Raw genomic sequence first — 19,452 nt, forward strand, 5'->3', positions numbered from 1 at the left:
AAGGCTAAAGAGAAGGGCGGATCAATTCGAGGCTATGGCGCTGGCCGGCCAGATAATCATCGATGCAGCGGATGATCAGCTCGCTGCGCCAGTCGTCGCGCACGGCCATCAGCTCGTCACGGGTCAGCCAGCGGGCGCGCAGGATGCCTTCGTCGAGTTGATAGTCCGGGTGGTGTCTCAGGGCCTTGGCGATAAAGCAGACCCGTTGATAGGTGACGCCATTGCTGGGTGCGGTGTACAGGTAGATGCCGACGATGCCGGTAGCTTCCACGTCCCAGCCGGTTTCTTCCAGCGTTTCGCGCACGGCAGCTTCGGTCAGGGTTTCGTTCGGGTCCAGATGGCCGGCGGGCTGGTTGAGCACGGCGCGGTCGCCCTTGAGTTCTTCGACCATCAGGAAGCGGCCGTTGTCTTCGACGAGGGTGGCGACGGTGATGTGGGGGAGCCAGGTCATAAGTCGTCTCAATTCCAAGTGCGATGCGGTCAGTATATGTGATTTGCCTGCGATCTCAGGCAATCTCACTTGTACACTTTGATTCGATTTTGTCGGTGAGGCTGCATAAGCAATCTGCAAAATGCATCAGACATTCTATGATTTTACCGATTTCAGCTCTTGGCGTAGTTTATTTTTCCAGAATAATCCGCCGGTTAGTGTCATGAACCCGATGGCCCACAAACACTACGAAGTGTGCAGCGCTAAACTTCACCCGTTGCTTTCATCCAGCTATGGGGTGCCAGCTACATCAGTCGCGCGTGATCGTGAGCCTTTACCATGATGGTCCATTGCCTTGTGCCGGCCGCCCTGTAATGCCTGGAGAGAAGGCGAGCAGGGCGTAGTCTGAGGCAGGGATTTTGACAGAGTGTTGTTTAGCACTATCAAAGTGAGAAGAACGAAGAGTCCGGCATTTGGCTGTGCAGTGGTCCACTCAGGCAGAGCAGGCTGCGCACCGCCAGTCTTACGGTTTACTGAGTAGATTACAGAATGCAAGAGGCTGATTTTCGTATTAAGAACCTACTGAGTCATATTGTTGTATAAATTTTTTCTTGTTTCTTTATCGGTTTGAAAGGAAGTCGGACGCCAGCTCTGCGCCGGGCGGCAGCTCGCAAAAGTCAGCTGCCGCCGGCAATCAAAATCCTTACTCAATCATGTCGGTAATCACCGCTTCCAGTACCAGTCGTGACCAGACCTGCTTTACTATCGTCGTCATGCCGAAATACCCAATAGGCAGTTTCGTCGCTACCTCTAAACTCTCTACCGTAAAATATTTTAAAGTTCTTTTCTCCATCATGAGAATAGGGAGCCTGAAATTCGTAGCGCAGCTCACCCATTGTGAAAGACACATCAGTGCGCTTTTCTTCGGTGTTAAAGTTAAATCCTCCGCTGATGGCAGTTGAGCTGGTAGGCGTTCCAAAGGTGCCCTTAAACTTTCCGGTACTTTCATCCATCCAGGTAAACGTTAAGCGTCGACGATCACTAGTTTGATCAGCGTTGTAGGCACCTGTCATCATAATGGCTGCATTTGACATCGTGTGTATCTCCAAAAGGAAATTTCTCAGATTTTAATTGTTGCTGCCTGGATAGATTAGTAACGCGAGGTGTGCATCGTCACCTGTCAGGATTGACAGTTTCTTATTTGATTTCGCTATCAAGGCTATAGTAAAAGAGTTTCTCGTAGCCTATAGCCGAAGGGTAGCGCCTCAACGGGCTGGGAGGCACGTTCCAGCTACAGGCGCGGGCACTTAACGGCCTGTATCACAGCGAAGCCTTTACCTCTAAGAGATTTGATGGTGAATGGCTGAGCGGGACATTTTAGCGAGCCAGCAAACTCATCCTCTTGGAGGGTTGGTTGTAGCAGTCGTAGGTCGGATGAATCTTTACGCTAGCTGCTCATGAATTCGATGAGTAAATTCAATTACTTCAGATATACGGTTAAGCCTGCCGGCCAGTAAATAGCGGTAAAGTAGACAGTGATGGCGTGGTTGGAGTACCGGCAGCAGGAGAGAGTTAAGGGGCTCAGGGGGGAGGGTGGGAAGTTTTAGAATCACTCCCCAAGGCCGGGAAGGCCAAGAGCAGTTAGAGCTTCCAAGGCCCGGAAGGCCGTAAGGCTACTCCGCTTAAGTGAGCAGTATACGGCCAGGTGCCGGGATTGTGAGGCTGGCTTACAACCTTACTTCAACTTGGCAATCGCCGCATTGAGGGTGCTGCTCGGGCGCATGGCCTTGCTGGTCAGCTCCGGGTTCGGCGCGTAGTAGCCGCCGATGTCCACTGGCTTGCCCTGTACGGCGTTGAGCTCGGCAACGATGGTTGCTTCGTTCGCGGCCAGGGTTTTTGCCAGTTCGCCGAACTGCGCTTGCAGGGCAGTGTCTTCGGTCTGGGCGGCCAGGGCCTGGGCCCAGTACAGCGCCAGGTAGAAGTGGCTGCCGCGGTTGTCGATGTTGCCGACTTTGCGCGATGGCGACTTGTTGTTGTCCAGGAACTGGCCGGTGGCCTGGTCCAGGGTCTTGGACAGCACCAGGGCTTTCGGGTTGTTGTACGTCACACCCAAATGCTCAAGGGAGGCGGCCAGGGCCAGGAACTCGCCCAGGGAATCCCAGCGCAGGAAGTTCTCTTCCAGCAGTTGCTGCACGTGCTTGGGTGCCGAACCGCCGGCGCCGGTTTCGAACAGGCCACCACCGTTCATCAGCGGCACGATCGACAGCATCTTGGCGCTGGTGCCCAGTTCCATGATCGGGAACAGGTCGGTCAGGTAATCGCGCAGTACGTTGCCGGTTACCGAGATGGTGTCCAGGCCCTTGCGGGTGCGTTCCAGGGTGAACTTCATCGCGTCGACCGGCGCCATGATGCGAATGTCCAGGCCTTCGGTGTTGTGGTCTTTCAGGTAGGCCTGAACTTTCTCGACCACTACGCCGTCGTGAGCGCGCTGTGGGTCCAGCCAGAAGATGGCCGGGGTGTTGCTGGCGCGGGCACGGTTGACGGCCAGTTTGACCCAGTCCTGGATCGGCGCGTCTTTGGTCTGGCACATGCGGAAGATATCGCCGGCTTCGACTTTCTGTTCCATCAGCAGGTTGCCCTGGCTGTCGGTGACGCGGACGACGCCGTCAGCCTTGATCTGGAAGGTCTTGTCGTGGGATCCGTACTCTTCGGCTTTTTTCGCCATCAGGCCAACGTTTGGCACGCTGCCCATGGTGGTTGGGTCGAAGGCGCCATTGGCCTTGCAGTCTTCGATGACCGCCTGGTAGATGGTGGCGTAGCAGCGATCCGGGATTACGGCCTTGGTGTCGTGCAGTTGGCCGTCGGTGCCCCACATTTTGCCGGAGTCACGGATCATGGCTGGCATCGAGGCGTCGACGATCACGTCGCTCGGCACGTGCAGGTTGGTGATGCCTTTGTCGGAGTTGACCATCGCCAGGGAAGGGCGAGCGGCGTAGACCGTCTGGATATCGGCTTCGATCTGCGCTTGCTGGTCGGCCGGCAGCGCCTTGATGCGGGCGTACAGGTCGCCGATGCCGTTGTTCAGGTTGAAGCCGATCTGCTCGAGCACGGTGGCGTGCTTGGCCAGGGCGTCTTTATAGAACTCGGCAACGATCTGGCCGAACATGATCGGGTCGGAGACCTTCATCATGGTGGCTTTCAGGTGAACCGACAGCAGTACGCCTTGTTGCTTGGCGTCTTCGATTTCAGCGGCGATGAACGCGCGCAGGGCCTTCTTGCTCAGCACGGCGGTGTCGATGATTTCGCCGGCCTGAACGCTGGTCTTTTCCTTCAGGACGGTGGTGGTGCCGTCCTTTGCAACCAGCGCAATTTTGACCGCGTCAGCGGTTTCGATCTGCACGGCTTTTTCGCTGCCGTAGAAATCGCCGTTGCTCATGTGTGCGATGTGCGACTTGGAGTCAGCAGCCCAGGCGCCCATTTTGTGTGGGTGCTTGCGCGCGTAGTTCTTGACCGACAACGGTGCACGGCGGTCGGAGTTGCCTTCGCGCAGTACCGGGTTCACGGCACTGCCCTTGACCTTGTCGTAACGTGCACGGGTTTCTTTTTCCGCGTCGGTGGTTACGGTTTCAGGGTAGTCCGGCAGGGCGTAGCCCTGGGCCTGCAGTTCCTTGATCGCGGCTTGCAACTGCGGGGTCGAGGCGCTGATGTTGGGAAGCTTGATGATGTTGGCTTCAGGCGTAACGGCCAGGTCGCCCAGTTCGGCGAGGTGGTCCGGGATGGCCTTGGTGCCCAGTTGCTCGGGGAAGCTTGCGAGGATGCGCCCGGCGAGGGAAATGTCGCGGGTTTCCACGGCAATATCAGCGGAAGCGGTGAAGGCCTCTACGATAGGCAGCAGTGAATAGGTGGCGAGGGCTGGGGCTTCGTCGGTGAAGGTGTAGATGATCTTCGAGCGGGTGGGCATATTCGGATTAACTCTCTTCTTTGCTGAAAGCGTGCGCAGAAACTCGAGATGCGCCGGGTAGAGCGCGTTCGTTCAAAGTCATCCATGAGCGAAATGTCGAGGTTTCTTCGCGGTGATGTTGGTTTGCATCAGTCGAGCGTCAAGCGGGTGGGCTATGGTAATAGTCCGGCTTTCTGGCGAAAGGCTACGTTCTAGAGCGGTCCGCCGTCGTGACTCTTTGGTCAGCGGCGGCATTATACATAGGTCGCTATGCTTACGCTGAGCCTTCATACAAAAGGGGGCTCGTCCATTGGTCTAAAGGTCGCAGGTGCGTGGGGTGGTGGGATGTGCTCAAGATTGGCGCTTTTCCCTTTGCTTTCAGGCTTGTAGGCCACCAAATGTGCTGTTTTCGGTGCAAATGAGCATGGCGTGAGGTTTCAGTCGCCATTTATCTGGAGTAGGCTCGAACGCAGCCAGATGTTCAATCCATAGATGGAGTTCAGCATGGGATACAAGAAGATTCAGGTTCCGGCAGTCGGCGACAAAATCACCGTCAATGCAGACCATTCTCTCAATGTTCCTGACCAACCGATCATCCCCTACATCGAAGGTGACGGTATTGGCGTCGATATCAGCCCGGTGATGATCAAGGTGGTCGATGCCGCTGTTGAAAAGGCTTACGGCGGCAAGCGCAAAATCTCCTGGATGGAGGTGTACGCTGGTGAAAAGGCCACTCAAGTCTACGACCAGGATACGTGGCTTCCCCAGGAAACCCTGGATGCGGTCAAGGATTACGTGGTGTCCATCAAGGGCCCGCTGACAACGCCGGTGGGTGGCGGTATCCGCTCGCTGAACGTGGCCCTGCGCCAGCAACTTGACCTGTACGTGTGCCTGCGCCCGGTGCGCTGGTTTGAAGGCGTGCCCAGCCCGGTGAAAAAGCCTGGCGACGTGGACATGACCATCTTCCGTGAGAACTCCGAGGATATTTACGCGGGCATCGAGTGGAAGGCCGGTTCGCCGGAAGCGATCAAGGTGATCAAGTTCCTCAAGGAAGAAATGGGCGTGACCAAGATCCGTTTCGACCAGGATTGCGGGATTGGCGTCAAGCCGGTCTCCAAAGAGGGCACCAAGCGCCTGGCGCGCAAGGCCTTGCAGTATGTGGTGGATAACGACCGCGACTCGCTGACCATCGTGCACAAAGGCAACATCATGAAGTTCACCGAGGGTGCCTTCAAGGAGTGGGCCTATGAGGTGGCGGCTGAAGAGTTCGGTGCGACCTTGCTCGATGGCGGGCCGTGGATGCAGTTCAAGAACCCCAAGACCGGCAAGAATGTAGTGGTCAAAGATGCTATTGCCGACGCCATGCTCCAGCAGATCCTGCTGCGCCCGGCCGAATATGACGTGATCGCGACCCTCAACCTCAATGGTGATTACCTGTCCGACGCCCTGGCGGCGGAAGTGGGCGGTATCGGTATTGCGCCGGGGGCCAACCTGTCGGACACCGTGGCAATGTTTGAAGCCACCCACGGCACTGCGCCTAAATATGCGGGCAAGGATCAGGTCAACCCTGGTTCATTGATCCTGTCGGCGGAAATGATGCTGCGGCATATGGGTTGGGTCGAGGCGGCGGATCTGATTATCAAGGGCACCAATGGCGCGATTTCGGCCAAGACCGTGACCTATGACTTCGAGCGTCTGATGGATGGCGCTACGTTGCTGTCGTCGTCGGGCTTCGGTGATGCGCTAATCAAGCATATGTAAGCAGGCGGAAAAAACCGGCCGCCCTGATGAATGGGCGGCCGGTTTGTTTTCAGTGCGTTGTTCAGTGGCTGATCAAGCCTGTTTCTTTTTTTGACTTTTGACCGGGTGCTGCAGTTTTTCCTGCCGTGGACGTGGTTGTGACTAACTTGATATCCACCGCATGCAAGCCCTTTGGGCCCTGTTTGATATCAAAGGACACCGGTTGACCCGCCTTCAGCGTTTTGTACCCATCCATATCTATCGCTGAGAAATGCGCAAAAAGGTCTTCACTCTTGCCGTCTTCATTAATGAAGCCGTAACCCTTGGCATTGTTGAACCACTTGACCTTACCGCTTAGCATCGCCATATCCCTCTGCACCAGACTCCATCACTGGAGTATCATCCTGTCTATCCGTCCTAACCCGAATAAATAAGGTTGACTGCGCGGACCTTTTTTACCCACTGTGGGCTCTATTCGTTGTAACACCGTTTCGCCGATAGTCAAGGTGACCAAAGGGTCAGAGTTGAAATTCTGACAGGCCGCCCCCACCACTGTAATTGAACCACTGACGAACCTTTCTTTCCCATGCATGCAAACAGCCAGATTCGACTAACATTCAATCAGGATCGCCCGGATCAGGAACATGACGACGACGGTTCTGCAGGCATTGCTGTTCAGGAGGCCAAGCCTGCTTTACAGGCGCCGCCGATGTACAAGGTGGTTTTGTTCAATGATGACTACACACCGATGGATTTCGTCGTCGAAGTGCTCGAGGTGTTTTTTAACCTGAACCGCGAGTTGGCGACCAAGGTAATGCTGGCCGTTCACACAGAAGGACGGGCAGTATGTGGAGTGTTTACCCGCGACATCGCCGAGACAAAGGCCATGCAGGTCAACCAGTACGCCAGGGAAAGCCAGCATCCGCTACTCTGTGAAATCGAGAAGGACGGTTAACGCCGACCACTTGGGTATGAGGTGAAGCTATGTTAAACCGCGAGCTCGAAGTCACCCTCAATCTTGCCTTCAAGGAGGCTCGTTCGAAGCGTCATGAATTCATGACCGTCGAACACCTGCTGCTGGCACTTTTGGATAACGAAGCTGCCGCCACCGTTCTACGTGCGTGCGGCGCCAACCTCGACAAGCTCAAGCATGACCTGCAGGAGTTTATCGACTCCACCACGCCACTGATCCCCGTGCATGACGAGGACCGCGAAACCCAGCCAACCCTGGGGTTCCAGCGGGTATTGCAGCGTGCTGTGTTCCACGTACAGAGCTCCGGTAAGCGTGAAGTCACGGGCGCGAATGTGCTGGTGGCAATTTTCAGCGAACAGGAAAGCCAGGCCGTGTTCCTGCTCAAGCAGCAGAGCGTTGCCCGTATTGATGTAGTCAATTACATCGCCCACGGTATCTCCAAGGTGCCTGGGCATGGCGATCATTCCGAGGGTGAGCAGGATATGCAGGACGAGGAGGGTGGTGAGTCTTCTTCTTCAAGCAATCCGCTGGATGCGTATGCCAGCAACCTCAATGAAATGGCGCGTCAGGGGCGGATCGATCCGCTGGTGGGGCGTGAGCATGAGGTTGAGCGTGTAGCGCAGATACTTGCGCGTCGTCGCAAGAACAACCCGTTGCTGGTGGGCGAGGCGGGCGTGGGTAAGACCGCGATTGCCGAAGGCCTGGCCAAACGCATTGTCGACAACCAGGTGCCAGACCTGCTGGCCAGCAGTGTCGTCTATTCCCTTGACCTGGGCGCGTTGCTCGCCGGGACCAAGTACCGTGGCGATTTCGAGAAACGCTTCAAGGCGTTGCTCGGTGAGTTGAAAAAGCGTCCACAGGCCATCCTGTTCATCGACGAGATCCATACCATCATTGGCGCCGGTGCAGCTTCCGGTGGGGTGATGGACGCTTCCAACCTGCTCAAGCCACTGCTGTCCTCGGGTGATATCCGTTGCATTGGTTCGACCACGTTCCAGGAATTCCGCGGCATCTTCGAAAAAGACCGTGCCCTGGCGCGTCGCTTCCAGAAAGTCGACGTGTCCGAGCCTTCGGTTGAAGATACCATCGGCATCCTGCGTGGGCTCAAGGGGCGTTTTGAAGCGCACCATGGCATCGAATACACTGATGAGGCCTTGCGTGCGGCGGCTGAGCTGGCGTCGCGCTACATCAATGACCGGCATATGCCTGACAAGGCCATCGATGTGATCGACGAAGCGGGTGCCTACCAGCGCCTGCAGCCGGTCGAGAAGCGCGTGAAGCGCATCGACGTGCCTCAGGTCGAGGACATCGTGGCCAAGATCGCGCGGATTCCGCCAAAACACGTCACCAGTTCCGACAAGGAGTTGCTGCGTAACCTGGAGCGCGACCTCAAGCTCACCGTGTTTGGCCAGGATGCGGCCATCGACTCGCTGTCCACGGCGATCAAGTTGTCCCGTGCGGGCCTCAAGTCGCCGGACAAGCCAGTCGGTTCGTTCCTGTTCGCAGGCCCGACCGGCGTCGGCAAGACCGAGGCGGCTCGCCAGTTGGCCAAGGCCATGGGCATCGAACTGGTCCGTTTCGACATGTCCGAGTACATGGAGCGCCACACTGTGTCGCGCTTGATCGGTGCGCCTCCGGGCTATGTCGGCTTCGACCAGGGCGGCCTGTTGACCGAGGCGATCACCAAGCAGCCACATTGTGTATTGCTGCTCGATGAAATCGAAAAGGCTCACCCGGAAGTCTTCAACCTGCTATTGCAGGTCATGGACCACGGGACCCTGACCGACAACAACGGGCGCAAGGCGGACTTCCGCAACGTGATCGTGATCATGACCACCAACGCCGGTGCCGAAACCGCGGCGCGGGCTTCGATCGGCTTCACGCATCAGGATCACTCGTCCGATGCCATGGAAGTGATCAAGAAGAGCTTCACGCCGGAGTTCCGCAACCGCCTGGACACCATTATCCAGTTTGGTCGCCTCAGCCATGAGGTCATCAAAAGCGTGGTGGACAAGTTCCTCACCGAGCTTCAAGCGCAGTTGGAAGACAAGCGCGTGCAGCTGGATGTGACGGAAGCGGCCCGCAGTTGGATCGCAGAGGGCGGCTACGATGCGGCAATGGGCGCACGCCCAATGGCGCGTCTGATCCAGGACAAGATCAAGCGGCCACTGGCCGAAGAGATCCTGTTCGGCGAACTCTCCGACCATGGTGGCGTGGTACACATCGACCTGAAGGACGGCGAGCTGACCTTCGAGTTCGAGACCACGGCTGAAATGGCCTGATCGTTAGCTGCAACATTGCAAAAGGCGCCGAAAGGCGCCTTTTTGCTGCCTGAAATACGATTACGTAACAATGACGGTCAACTGTGGGGGCTGGCTTGCCTGCGATGACGGTCCTTCAGTCGCACATCGTTAACTGGCCCACCGCTATCGCAGGCAAGCCAGCTCCCACAGGGTCAAGTGGCGACTGTTAAATCCTGCGCACACAAAAACGCCCGGCATAACCGGGCGTTTTGTATTGACTTGCTTAGCGAGCGCGGTAAGTGATGCGCCCTTTGCTCAAGTCATAGGGCGTCAGCTCGACGCGCACTTTGTCACCGGTAAGAATACGAATGTAGTTCTTGCGCATCTTGCCGGAGATATGCGCGGTTACGACGTGCCCATTTTCCAACTCCACACGAAACATGGTGTTGGGCAGGGTGTCGACGACAGTGCCTTCCATTTCGAAGCTGTCTTCTTTCGACATGCAGTAAAGCCCTCGGTATCCAGTGAATGGCCCGGTGCAACTGCGCCAGGCAAAAGCGGCGTGCATTGTGCCCGAAAAAGGGTGTTCAAGCCAAGGGGTTCTAGTTAAGCGTGACCCATCTTTGATTAATCAGCAGCTCAATGGGCCGATATTGGGTCTTGTAGTTCATCTTTTTGCAGTTCTTGATCCAGTATCCGAGGTACACCGCTTCCAGCTCCAGGCGCAGCGCTTCGCCTATTTGCCAGAGGATGGCGAAGCGCCCGAGGCTGCGGCGTTCTTCGGTCGGTTCATAGAAGGTGTACACCGCCGAGAGGCCGTTGGGCAGTAGGTCGGTGACCGCCACGGCCAGCAGGCGGCCGTCGAGGCGGAACTCGTAGAAACGCGAAAAAGGCAAGTCACGCACCAGGAATGTGGAAAACTGGTCGCGGCTGGGCGGATACATATCGCCGTCGGCATGACGCTGCTCGATATAGCGTTGGTAGAGATCGAAATATTCTTCGCTGTATTGGGGTTTGGTGGCGTGTACGGTCAGGTCAGCGTTGCGCTTGAGAATGCGTTTCTGGTTACGGTCGGGCGAAAACTGCGCAACCGGGATACGCGCGGGCACGCACGCGTTGCAGTTCTGGCAATGGGGGCGATACAGGTGATCGCCGCTGCGCCGGAAGCCCATCTCGGACAGGTCGGCATACACATGCACGTCCATGGGCTGGCTGGGATCGAGGAACAGCGTGGTGGCCTGCTCGTCGGGCAGATAGCTGCATGAGTGGGCTTGAGTGGCATAGAACTTCAAGCGCGCCAGCTCGGTCATGATCAACCCTCGGGATAAGCTTTGAAATAAGTGTAAGCCACGTGCGCGAAAGTCGCCTAGGAAACCCACGGCCCGGCGTTGGGTTGGTCCAGATGTTTATGCAGGAAGTCAGCGAAGACGCTGCGCGGTATGCCGCGGGCACCCAGGCTGTGCAGGTGATCGTTGGGCATCTGGCAATCGATCAGCACAAATCCCCAGGCTTGCAGTTGCCGGGTCAATGTGGCGAAGCCGAATTTGGAGGCGTTGTCGGCGCGGCTGAACATGGACTCGCCAAAAAACAACTGGCCCATCGCCAGGCCATACAGGCCACCTACCAGTTCGCCCTGGTCCCAGACCTCGACGGAATGCGCATAGCCGCGTTGGTGCAGCTCCAGATAAGCCTTCTGGATACCTTCGGTGATCCAGGTGCCATCGGCGTAGGCACGGGGCGCGGCGCAGGCTTGGATGACGGCGGCGAAATCCTGGTCGAAGGTCACGGTATAGCGCTGCTGGCGCAATAATTTGCCCAGGCTGCGGGAAACATGCAGCTCGTCGGGGAAAATCACCGTGCGCGGGTCTGGCGACCACCAGAGGATGGGCTGGCCTTCGGAGAACCAGGGGAAGCAGCCATGGCGGTAGGCCTGGATCAGTCGTTCGGCCGACAGGTCGCCACCGGCGGCAAGCAGGCCGTTGGGTTCGCGCATAGCCTTGGCCAAGGGAGGGAATGTCAGGGTGTCGCGTTGTAACCAGGTCAGCATGGCATCCAGGCTTAGGGAAGGGGAGGGGAGTGGCAGGTCATGCACCTGCACCGCAAGCGTTGATTATTGACGACCCTGCGCCATGGGGCCAGCCCGAATAGGCGATTGACGAGGATTAGCATGAACGGGTGTTTCTGCAACTCTGTACACAGGGTGTGGTCGTAATCGGGTCTGGCGCATGCCGGCCATTTGCCAAGCTTGCCTGGATTGCTAAATACAGCTCATAAGCCTTTGTCAGCAAAGGCAATGCATGCTCAAATTGTCCGTGCAGTCAGGTGAAGGGCAAGTGTGTGGCATCGCGCACGCAAACCCGTACAATGCGGCCATTGTGGCGTTATCGCCATTTCACCTATCCGTCACCGGATGTTAAAAGTAGATTCAGCAACATTCGTTCATTTTTCAACTGCTCCGGATAGAGCAGTCGTGTGTAGTCATTCAACAGATGGACGCGCTAAAGGCGCAGGAATAGACCCGTTTTGAAGAAATCCGCCGCAGCACCTAAAGCAGCAGTCGTACCGGCCTGGCGCCAGCACCTGCATTACCGACTCAAGGAAGGCGCACTGATTGCCATCGGTGCGCTGTGCCTGTTCCTGATGATGGCCTTGCTCACCTATGGCAAGGACGATCCGGGCTGGAGCCATAACAGCAAGATCGATGACGTGCAGAATTTCGGCGGCCCTGTAGGTTCCTACAGCGCCGATATCCTCTTCATGATCCTGGGTTACTTCGCCTACATTTTCCCGCTGTTGCTGGCGGTCAAGACCTGGCAGATCTTCCGCCAGCGTCACGAGCCGTGGCAGTGGAGCGGCTGGCTGTTCTCCTGGCGCCTGATCGGCCTGGTGTTCCTGGTGCTGTCGGGCGCTGCGCTGGCGCATATCCACTTCCATGCACCGACCGGCTTGCCGGCGGGCGCGGGCGGGGCTCTGGGCGAAAGCCTTGGCGACCTGGCACGCCGTACCCTGAATATCCAGGGCAGCACCCTGATGTTCATCGCGCTGTTCCTGTTCGGCCTCACGGTATTCACCGACCTGTCATGGTTCAAGGTGATGGATGTGACCGGCAAGATCACCCTCGACCTGTTCGAATTGTTCCAGGGCGCCGCCAACCGCTGGTGGGCCGCCCGTGTCGAGCGCAAGCAAATGGTGGCGCAGCTGCGTGAGGTCGACACCCGTGTCAACGAGGTGGTGGCCCCAAGCACGCCGGATCGACGCGAGCAAGCCAAGGTCAAGGAGCGTTTGATCGAGCGCGAGCAGGCCCTGAGCAAGCACATGTCGGACCGTGAAAAGCAGGTGCCGCCCGTGATCGCCCCGGCACCGCCCAAGGCGCCGGAGCCCAGCCATCGCGTGCAAAAAGAGAAGCAGGCACCGCTGTTCATCGACAGCGCCGTCGAAGGCACCTTGCCGCCGATCTCGATTCTGGACCCGGCCGAAAAGAAACAACTCAACTATTCCCCCGAATCCCTGGCGGCTGTCGGTCACCTGCTGGAAATCAAGCTCAAGGAATTCGGCGTCGAAGTGTCGGTGGACTCGATCCATCCGGGCCCGGTGATTACCCGTTACGAAATCCAACCGGCCGCCGGGGTAAAAGTCAGCCGCATTTCCAACCTGGCCAAAGACTTGGCACGTTCCCTGGCCGTGACCAGCGTGCGCGTGGTGGAAGTGATCCCGGGCAAGACCACCGTGGGTATCGAGATTCCCAACGAAGACCGCCAGATCGTGCGCTTCTCTGAAGTGCTGTCGACGCCGGAATACGACAACTTCAAATCGCCGGTCACCCTGGCGCTCGGCCATGACATCGGCGGCAAGCCGGTGATTACCGACTTGGCGAAAATGCCGCACCTGCTGGTAGCCGGTACCACCGGTTCCGGTAAGTCGGTGGGTGTGAACGCCATGATCCTGTCGATCCTGTTCAAGTCCGGGCCGGATGACGCCAAGCTGATCATGATCGACCCGAAGATGCTGGAACTGTCGATCTACGAAGGCATCCCGCACCTGCTGTGCCCGGTGGTCACCGACATGAAGGACGCCGCCAACGCCCTGCGCTGGAGCGTTGCCGAGATGGAGCGCCGCTACAAGCTGATGGCGAAAATGGGCGTGCGTAACCTGTCGGGTTTCAATGCCAAGGTCAAGGAAGCCCAGGACGCCGGCACACCGCTGACCGACCCGCTGTACAAGCGCGAAAGCATTCACGATGAAGCACCACTGCTGACCAAGCTGCCGACCATCGTGGTGGTGGTCGATGAATTTGCCGACATGATGATGATCGTCGGCAAGAAGGTTGAAGAGCTGATCGCCCGTATCGCCCAGAAGGCACGGGCGGCGGGTATCCACTTGATCCTCGCGACACAGCGGCCGTCGGTGGACGTGATCACCGGCCTGATCAAGGCCAACATTCCGACCCGCATGGCGTTCCAGGTCTCCAGCAAGATCGACTCGCGCACCATCATCGACCAGGGTGGCGCCGAGCAACTGCTGGGCCACGGTGACATGCTCTACATGCCGCCGGGCACCAGCCTGCCGATTCGCGTTCACGGCGCCTTTGTTTCCGATGACGAAGTCCACCGTGTGGTTGAAGCCTGGAAACTACGCGGCGCGCCGGAATATAACGACGACATTCTCGCTGGCGTGGAAGAGGCCGGCAGCGGCTTCGACGGTAGCAGCAGCGGTGGCGACGATGATGCTGAAACCGACGCGCTCTACGACGAGGCCGTGGCCTTCGTACTGGAAAGCCGCCGTGCCTCGATTTCGGCGGTGCAGCGCAAGCTTAAAATCGGCTACAACCGCGCTGCTCGCATGATCGAAGCCATGGAAATGGCCGGCGTCGTGACCGCAATGAACACCAATGGCTCGCGTGAAGTCATCGCCCCTGGGCAGATGCGCGACTGATTCCGCGCCGCGTGGCAACACGCGGTGTGCCCTGACTACTTAATGAGGACTCCCATGCGCTTTATCCGCATGCTGTTGTTGCCGGCCCTGGCCTTGACCGCTGTTTCGGCTCACGCTGACCCGGCTTCCGTCGCCAGCCTGAAGAACCTGTTGGACAAATCCCAGACCCTCACCGCGCGCTTCTCCCAGCTGACCCTGGATGCCGGCGGCACCCAGTTGCAGGAAACAGCCGGTGAAATGGCCGTGCAGCGCCCAGGGCTGTTCTACTGGCATACCGAAGGCAAGGCGGAGCAGACCATCGTTTCCGACGGCCAGAAAGTCACGCTGTGGGACCCGGACCTGGAACAAGCCACCATCAAGAAGCTCGATCCGCGCCTGAACCAGACCCCGGCACTGCTGCTGTCGGGTGATGTGTCGAAAATCAACGACAGCTTCGACATCACCTCCAAGCAGGCCAGCAACGTCATCGAGTTCACTCTCAAGCCAAAATCCAAGGACACGCTGTTTGACACGCTGTCCCTGTCGTTCGGCAACGGCGTGATCAACAACATGCGCCTGGTCGACAGCGTCGGCCAGCGCACCGATATCCTGTTCTCCGGGGTCAAGGCCAACCAGCCGGTGCCCGCGTCCAAGTTCAAGTTCGACATCCCCAAGGGTGCCGACGTGATCCAGGAATAAACTGCCCAGAGGTTTCAAACGCTGCCCATGGATCTGTTTCGAAGTGACCCGATTGCCCAGCCGTTGGCCGCGCGCTTGCGTTCGACCAACCTGGATGAGTACGTCGGTCAGGAACACCTGCTCGCTCGGGGCAAGCCCTTGCGTGAAGCCCTGGAGCAGGGTGCGCTGCATTCGATGATTTTCTGGGGCCCGCCGGGCGTGGGCAAGACCACCCTGGCGCGGTTGTTGGCGAAAGTCTCGGACGCGCACTTTGAAACGGTCTCGGCGGTGCTCGCCGGGGTGAAGGAGATCCGCCAGGCGGTGGAAGTGGCCAAGCAGCAGGCCGGGCAATACGGCAAGCGCACTATCCTGTTCGTCGACGAAGTGCATCGCTTCAACAAGTCGCAGCAGGATGCGTTCCTGCCTTATGTCGAGGACGGTACGCTGATCTTTATCGGCGCCACCACCGAAAACCCTTCCTTTGAATTGAACAACGCCTTGTTGTCACGGGCGCGGGTCTATGTGCTCAAGAGCCTGGATGAAGCGGCGATGCAAAAGCTGCTGCACCGTGCCTTGAGCGAAGACAAGGGCCTGGGCAAGCGCCAGCTGAGCCTGAGCGATGAAGGCTTCAAGATTTTGCTGACCGCCGCCGATGGTGACGGGCGTCGCTTTCTCAACCTGCTGGAGAACGCTTCCGACCTGGCCGAAGACGGCGGCGAGATTGGCGTTGATCTGTTGCAAAGCCTGCTGGGTGACACGCGCCGACGTTTCGACAAGGGCGGCGAAGCCTTCTACGACCAGATTTCCGCGCTGCACAAATCCGTACGCGGTTCCAACCCTGACGGCGCGCTGTATTGGTTTGCGCGCATGATCGACGGCGGGTGCGACCCGCTGTACTTGGCGCGCCGCGTAGTGCGCATGGCCAGCGAAGACATCGGCAACGCCGACCCACGCGCCCTGAGCCTGTGCCTGGCCGCCTGGGAAGTGCAGGAGCGCCTCGGCAGCCCGGAAGGCGAGCTGGCGGTGGCCCAGGCCATCACTTACCTGGCCTGCGCGCCCAAAAGCAACGCGGTGTATATGGGCTTCAAGTCGGCCCTGCGTGCGGCCGCCGAGCACGGCTCCCTCGAAGTGCCGCTGCACCTGCGCAACGCACCGACCAAGCTGATGAAGCAACTGGGGTATGGCGACGAATACCGTTATGCCCACGATGAGCCGGACGCCTATGCGGCCGGCGAAGACTACTTCCCCGATGAGCTGGAACCACAGCCGTTCTACCAGCCCGTGCCCCGTGGCCTGGAGCTGAAGATCGGTGAGAAGCTCAATCACCTGGCCACCCTCGACCGTCTGAGCCCCCGGCAGCGGAGAAAATCATGATTCCTTTGGTGGTCGCCGTCTCGGTGGGGGGGATTGCCGGGACGCTGTTGCGCTTCGCCACCGGCAATTGGATCAACGCCAATTGGCCGAAACACTTCTATACGGCGACGCTCGCCGTTAATATCGTGGGCTGCCTGTTGATCGGCGTGTTATACGGCCTGTTTTTGTTACGCCCGGAAGTGCCTGTCGAGGTACGTGCCGGCCTGATGGTTGGCTTTCTTGGCGGCCTGACGACTTTTTCATCCTTTTCACTGGATACCGTGCGCCTGCTGGAAAGCGGGCAAGTGCCGCTGGCGATTGGCTATGCGGCCATCAGCGTATTCGGCGGGCTGCTCGCCACCTGGGCTGGCCTGTCCTTGACCAAACTTTGATAACGAGAGACCGACATGCTCGATTCCAAACTGTTACGTAGCAACCTTCAGGACGTAGCGGACCGCCTGGCATCCCGTGGCTTTGCCTTGGATGTTGCGCGCATCGAAGCGCTGGAAGAACAGCGCAAGACCGTCCAGACCCGCACCGAAGCACTGCAGGCTGAACGTAATGCGCGCTCCAAGTCCATCGGCCAGGCCAAGCAGCGCGGCGAAGACATCGCGCCGTTGATGGCGGATGTCGAGCGCATGGGCACTGAGCTGTCCGACGGCAAAATCGAGCTGGAAGGCATTCAGACCCAGTTGGATTCGATCCTGCTGGGGATTCCGAACCTGCCCCACGAATCCGTACCGGTCGGCGAAGATGAAGACGGCAACGTCGAAGTGCGCCGCTGGGGCACGCCGAAAGCCTTCGATTTCGAGATCAAGGACCACGTCGCCCTGGGCGAATTGACCGGTGGCCTGGATTTTGAAACCGCGGCAAAAATGTCCGGCGCACGCTTTGCCTTGCTGCGCGGTCCGATTGCGCGCATGCACCGTGCACTGGCGCAGTTCATGATCAACCTGCACACCGGCGAACACGGTTACGAAGAGGCCTACACCCCGTACCTGGTTCAGGCGCCGGCGTTGATGGGCACCAGCCAACTGCCGAAATTCGAAGAAGACCTGTTCAAGATCAGCCGCGACGGCGAAGCCGACCTGTACCTGATCCCGACGGCCGAAGTGTCGCTGACCAATATCGTCGCCGGCGAAATCCTCGACGCCAAGCAACTGCCGTTGAAGCTGGTTGCCCACAGCCCGTGCTTCCGTAGCGAAGCCGGCGCATCGGGTCGCGATACCCGCGGCATGATCCGCCAGCATCAGTTCGACAAGGTTGAAATGGTCCAGGTAGTAGAACCGTCGACCTCCATGCAAGCCCTGGAAGGCCTGACTGCCAACGCCGAGCGCGTGCTGCAGCTGCTGGAGCTGCCTTACCGCGTACTGGCCCTGTGCACGGGCGACATGGGCTTCAGCGCCGTGAAAACCTACGACCTGGAAGTGTGGGTGCCGAGCCAGGACAAATACCGCGAGATTTCGTCGTGCTCCAACTGCGGTGACTTCCAGGCCCGTCGCATGCAGGCGCGTTTCCGCAACCCGGAAACCGGCAAGCCGGAGCTGGTGCACACCCTCAACGGTTCGGGCCTGGCCGTAGGCCGTACCCTGGTGGCCGTGCTGGAAAACTACCAGCAGGCGGACGGTTCGATCCGTGTACCTGAGGTGCTCAAGCCGTACATGGCGGGCGTTGAGGTCATCCGCTAAATGGAATTTCTGCCGCTGTTTCATAACCTGCGCGGCAGTCGTGTGTTGGTCGTCGGTGGTGGGGAGATTGCCTTGCGCAAATCCCGGCTGCTGGCCGATGCCGGCGCGGTGTTGCGGGTGGTTGCTCCCCAGATCGAAAGCCAGCTGCGTGAGCTGGTGCTGGGCAGTGGCGGGGAACTGATGTTGCGCGGTTATCAGGAGGCCGACCTGGACGGTTGCGCCCTGATTATCGCGGCCACCGACGATGAGCCACTGAATGCGCAAGTATCCAGTGATGCCAAGCGTCGCTGCGTGCCGGTCAATGTGGTGGACGCGCCAGCGTTGTGCAGCGTGATCTTCCCGGCGATTGTCGACCGGTCACCCTTGGTGATTGCCGTCTCCAGCGGCGGTGACGCGCCGGTACTGGCACGGCTGATCCGCGCCAAGCTGGAAACCTGGATTCCTTCGACCTATGGTCAACTGGCTGGGCTGGCCGCGCGTTTTCGGGCTCAGGTCAAAGGTTTGTACCCGGATGTGCAGCAACGCCGGGCGTTCTGGGAAGAAGTGTTCCAGGGCCCGATTGCCGACCGCCAGTTGGCCGGGCAGGGCGAGGAGGCCGAGCGCCTGTTGATCGAAAAGGTCAATGGCGCGCCGCCTTACGCGCCCGGTGAGGTGTACCTGGTGGGTGCGGGCCCAGGTGACCCGGATTTGCTGACCTTCCGCGCATTGCGCCTGATGCAGCAAGCCGACGTGGTGCTGTACGACCGTTTGGTTGCGCCGGCGATTTTGGAACTGTGCCGTCGTGATGCCGAGCGCGTGTACGTCGGCAAACGTCGCGCCGATCACGCGGTGCCCCAGGACCAGATCAACCAGCAACTGGTCGACCTGGCCAAGCAAGGCAAGCGCGTGCTGCGCCTCAAGGGGGGTGACCCGTTCATCTTTGGTCGTGGTGGCGAAGAGATCGAAGAGTTGGCAGCCCACGGCATCCCGTTCCAGGTGGTGCCGGGTATTACGGCAGCCAGTGGTTGTGCGGCTTATGCCGGGATTCCCCTGACTCACCGCGACTATGCCCAATCTGTACGTTTTATTACCGGGCACTTGAAGAACGGTACCTCGGACTTGCCTTGGCAAGACCTGGTCGGCCCCTCACAGACCCTGGTGTTCTACATGGGCTTGATTGGCTTGCCGATCATTTGCGAGCAGTTGATCAAGCACGGGCGCTCCGCAGATACCCCAGCGGCGCTGATCCAGCAGGGCACCACGTCCAACCAGCGCGTGTTCACCGGCACCCTGGCCGACCTGCCGCGCATGGTGGCGGAGCATGAAGTGCATGCGCCGACACTGGTGATCGTGGGTGAGGTGGTGGTACTGCGTGAAAAGCTCAAGTGGTTCGAGGGCGCCCAGTCCCAAGTCTGAACCGGCTCCTGTGGCGAGGAAGCTTGCTCCCGTTGAAGTGCGAAGCGCTCCCAAATTTTTGGGGCCGCTACGCAGCCCAGCGGGAGCAAGCTCCCTCGCCA

The 19,452-nt window shown here is 58.8% G+C and carries 16 protein-coding genes; 9 read left to right on the forward strand and 7 right to left on the reverse strand.

Going from position 1 to position 19,452, the window contains the following annotated elements; genetic code table 11:
* Positions 1-4: 4 nt before the first annotated feature.
* The 3 genes from AC07S6_RS23885 to AC07S6_RS23895 all read right to left on the reverse strand — a co-directional run bounded on the left by AC07S6_RS23885 (position 5) and on the right by AC07S6_RS23895 (position 4,391).
* Positions 5-451 (reverse strand): NUDIX hydrolase, encoded by a 447-nt coding sequence (locus AC07S6_RS23885; RefSeq protein ID WP_495113175.1) that lies wholly within the window; start codon positions 449-451, stop codon positions 5-7.
* Between the two features lie 686 nt (positions 452-1,137).
* A complete protein-coding gene (locus AC07S6_RS23890) occupies positions 1,138-1,524 on the reverse strand; it encodes a hypothetical protein (protein WP_495113176.1) in 387 nt (128 codons plus the stop codon).
* Between the two features lie 641 nt (positions 1,525-2,165).
* Positions 2,166-4,391 carry an NADP-dependent isocitrate dehydrogenase gene (locus AC07S6_RS23895; protein ID WP_495113177.1) on the reverse strand — a complete coding sequence of 742 codons (2,226 nt, stop codon included), beginning with the start codon at positions 4,389-4,391 and terminating at the stop codon, positions 2,166-2,168.
* Positions 4,392-4,874: 483 nt separating this feature from the next.
* On the opposite strand from AC07S6_RS23895, the gene icd reads away from it, so the two are divergent.
* Positions 4,875-6,131, forward strand: coding sequence for an NADP-dependent isocitrate dehydrogenase (gene icd / locus AC07S6_RS23900; RefSeq protein ID WP_089042248.1), 1,257 nt, complete (start codon positions 4,875-4,877; stop codon positions 6,129-6,131).
* A gap of 61 nt (positions 6,132-6,192) precedes the next feature.
* Here the strand turns inward: icd and cspD are convergent, their stop codons facing one another.
* On the reverse strand, positions 6,193-6,477 hold the full coding sequence (gene cspD, locus AC07S6_RS23905; RefSeq protein WP_495113178.1) for a cold shock domain-containing protein CspD: 285 nt from the start codon (positions 6,475-6,477) through the stop codon (positions 6,193-6,195).
* A 219-nt stretch (positions 6,478-6,696) separates the two neighbouring features.
* Here cspD and clpS point away from each other — a divergent pair, with 219 nt between their 5' ends.
* Complete coding sequence (clpS, locus tag AC07S6_RS23910; RefSeq protein ID WP_005789091.1) at positions 6,697-7,065, forward strand: ATP-dependent Clp protease adapter ClpS; 369 nt, start codon at positions 6,697-6,699, stop codon at positions 7,063-7,065.
* Positions 7,066-7,094: 29 nt separating this feature from the next.
* Positions 7,095-9,365, forward strand: coding sequence for an ATP-dependent Clp protease ATP-binding subunit ClpA (clpA, locus tag AC07S6_RS23915; protein WP_003192090.1), 2,271 nt, complete (start codon positions 7,095-7,097; stop codon positions 9,363-9,365).
* Positions 9,366-9,609: 244 nt separating this feature from the next.
* Here the strand turns inward: clpA and infA are convergent, their stop codons facing one another.
* From infA to aat, 3 genes are all read right to left on the reverse strand, one after another.
* Positions 9,610-9,828 (reverse strand): translation initiation factor IF-1, encoded by a 219-nt coding sequence (gene infA / locus AC07S6_RS23920; RefSeq protein WP_002553999.1) that lies wholly within the window; start codon positions 9,826-9,828, stop codon positions 9,610-9,612.
* A gap of 100 nt (positions 9,829-9,928) precedes the next feature.
* Positions 9,929-10,636 carry an arginyltransferase gene (locus AC07S6_RS23925; RefSeq protein WP_003192088.1) on the reverse strand — a complete coding sequence of 236 codons (708 nt, stop codon included), beginning with the start codon at positions 10,634-10,636 and terminating at the stop codon, positions 9,929-9,931.
* Between the two features lie 56 nt (positions 10,637-10,692).
* Positions 10,693-11,373 (reverse strand): leucyl/phenylalanyl-tRNA--protein transferase, encoded by a 681-nt coding sequence (aat, locus tag AC07S6_RS23930; protein WP_034127879.1) that lies wholly within the window; start codon positions 11,371-11,373, stop codon positions 10,693-10,695.
* 476 nt (positions 11,374-11,849) lie between these two features.
* Here aat and ftsK point away from each other — a divergent pair, with 476 nt between their 5' ends.
* The 6 genes from ftsK to cysG are packed head-to-tail and all read left to right on the forward strand — an operon-like array spanning position 11,850 to position 19,351.
* Positions 11,850-14,258 (forward strand): DNA translocase FtsK, encoded by a 2,409-nt coding sequence (ftsK, locus tag AC07S6_RS23935; RefSeq protein ID WP_495113179.1) that lies wholly within the window; start codon positions 11,850-11,852, stop codon positions 14,256-14,258.
* Between the two features lie 54 nt (positions 14,259-14,312).
* Positions 14,313-14,936, forward strand: coding sequence for an outer membrane lipoprotein periplasmic chaperone LolA (gene lolA / locus AC07S6_RS23940; RefSeq protein ID WP_495113180.1), 624 nt, complete (start codon positions 14,313-14,315; stop codon positions 14,934-14,936).
* 27 nt (positions 14,937-14,963) lie between these two features.
* Positions 14,964-16,289, forward strand: a complete 1,326-nt coding sequence (locus AC07S6_RS23945) for a replication-associated recombination protein A (RefSeq protein WP_014718899.1) — start codon at positions 14,964-14,966, stop codon at positions 16,287-16,289.
* On the forward strand, positions 16,286-16,660 hold the full coding sequence (gene crcB, locus AC07S6_RS23950) for a fluoride efflux transporter CrcB (protein WP_014718898.1): 375 nt from the start codon (positions 16,286-16,288) through the stop codon (positions 16,658-16,660). The genes AC07S6_RS23945 and crcB overlap by 4 nt, the downstream gene beginning before the upstream one ends.
* A 15-nt stretch (positions 16,661-16,675) precedes the next feature.
* Positions 16,676-17,956, forward strand: coding sequence for a serine--tRNA ligase (serS, locus tag AC07S6_RS23955; RefSeq protein WP_019816715.1), 1,281 nt, complete (start codon positions 16,676-16,678; stop codon positions 17,954-17,956).
* On the forward strand, positions 17,957-19,351 hold the full coding sequence (gene cysG, locus AC07S6_RS23960) for a siroheme synthase CysG (RefSeq protein ID WP_495113181.1): 1,395 nt from the start codon (positions 17,957-17,959) through the stop codon (positions 19,349-19,351).
* The last annotated feature ends 101 nt before the right edge of the window (positions 19,352-19,452 follow it).

The organism is Pseudomonas sp. GW821-FHT07B01 (assembly GCF_059419065.1).

Coding starts and splice junctions, on each gene's coding strand:
- AC07S6_RS23885 (WP_495113175.1), bottom strand. CDS start 451: ATGACCTGGCTCCCCCACATCACCGTCGCCACCCTCGTCGAAGACAAC.
- AC07S6_RS23890 (WP_495113176.1), bottom strand. CDS start 1,524: ATGTCAAATGCAGCCATTATGATGACAGGTGCCTACAACGCTGATCAA.
- AC07S6_RS23895 (WP_495113177.1), bottom strand. CDS start 4,391: ATGCCCACCCGCTCGAAGATCATCTACACCTTCACCGACGAAGCCCCA.
- icd (WP_089042248.1), top strand. CDS start 4,875: ATGGGATACAAGAAGATTCAGGTTCCGGCAGTCGGCGACAAAATCACC.
- cspD (WP_495113178.1), bottom strand. CDS start 6,477: ATGGCGATGCTAAGCGGTAAGGTCAAGTGGTTCAACAATGCCAAGGGT.
- clpS (WP_005789091.1), top strand. CDS start 6,697: ATGCATGCAAACAGCCAGATTCGACTAACATTCAATCAGGATCGCCCG.
- clpA (WP_003192090.1), top strand. CDS start 7,095: ATGTTAAACCGCGAGCTCGAAGTCACCCTCAATCTTGCCTTCAAGGAG.
- infA (WP_002553999.1), bottom strand. CDS start 9,828: ATGTCGAAAGAAGACAGCTTCGAAATGGAAGGCACTGTCGTCGACACC.
- AC07S6_RS23925 (WP_003192088.1), bottom strand. CDS start 10,636: ATGACCGAGCTGGCGCGCTTGAAGTTCTATGCCACTCAAGCCCACTCA.
- aat (WP_034127879.1), bottom strand. CDS start 11,373: ATGCTGACCTGGTTACAACGCGACACCCTGACATTCCCTCCCTTGGCC.
- lolA (WP_495113180.1), top strand. CDS start 14,313: ATGCGCTTTATCCGCATGCTGTTGTTGCCGGCCCTGGCCTTGACCGCT.
- AC07S6_RS23945 (WP_014718899.1), top strand. CDS start 14,964: ATGGATCTGTTTCGAAGTGACCCGATTGCCCAGCCGTTGGCCGCGCGC.
- crcB (WP_014718898.1), top strand. CDS start 16,286: ATGATTCCTTTGGTGGTCGCCGTCTCGGTGGGGGGGATTGCCGGGACG.
- serS (WP_019816715.1), top strand. CDS start 16,676: ATGCTCGATTCCAAACTGTTACGTAGCAACCTTCAGGACGTAGCGGAC.
- cysG (WP_495113181.1), top strand. CDS start 17,957: ATGGAATTTCTGCCGCTGTTTCATAACCTGCGCGGCAGTCGTGTGTTG.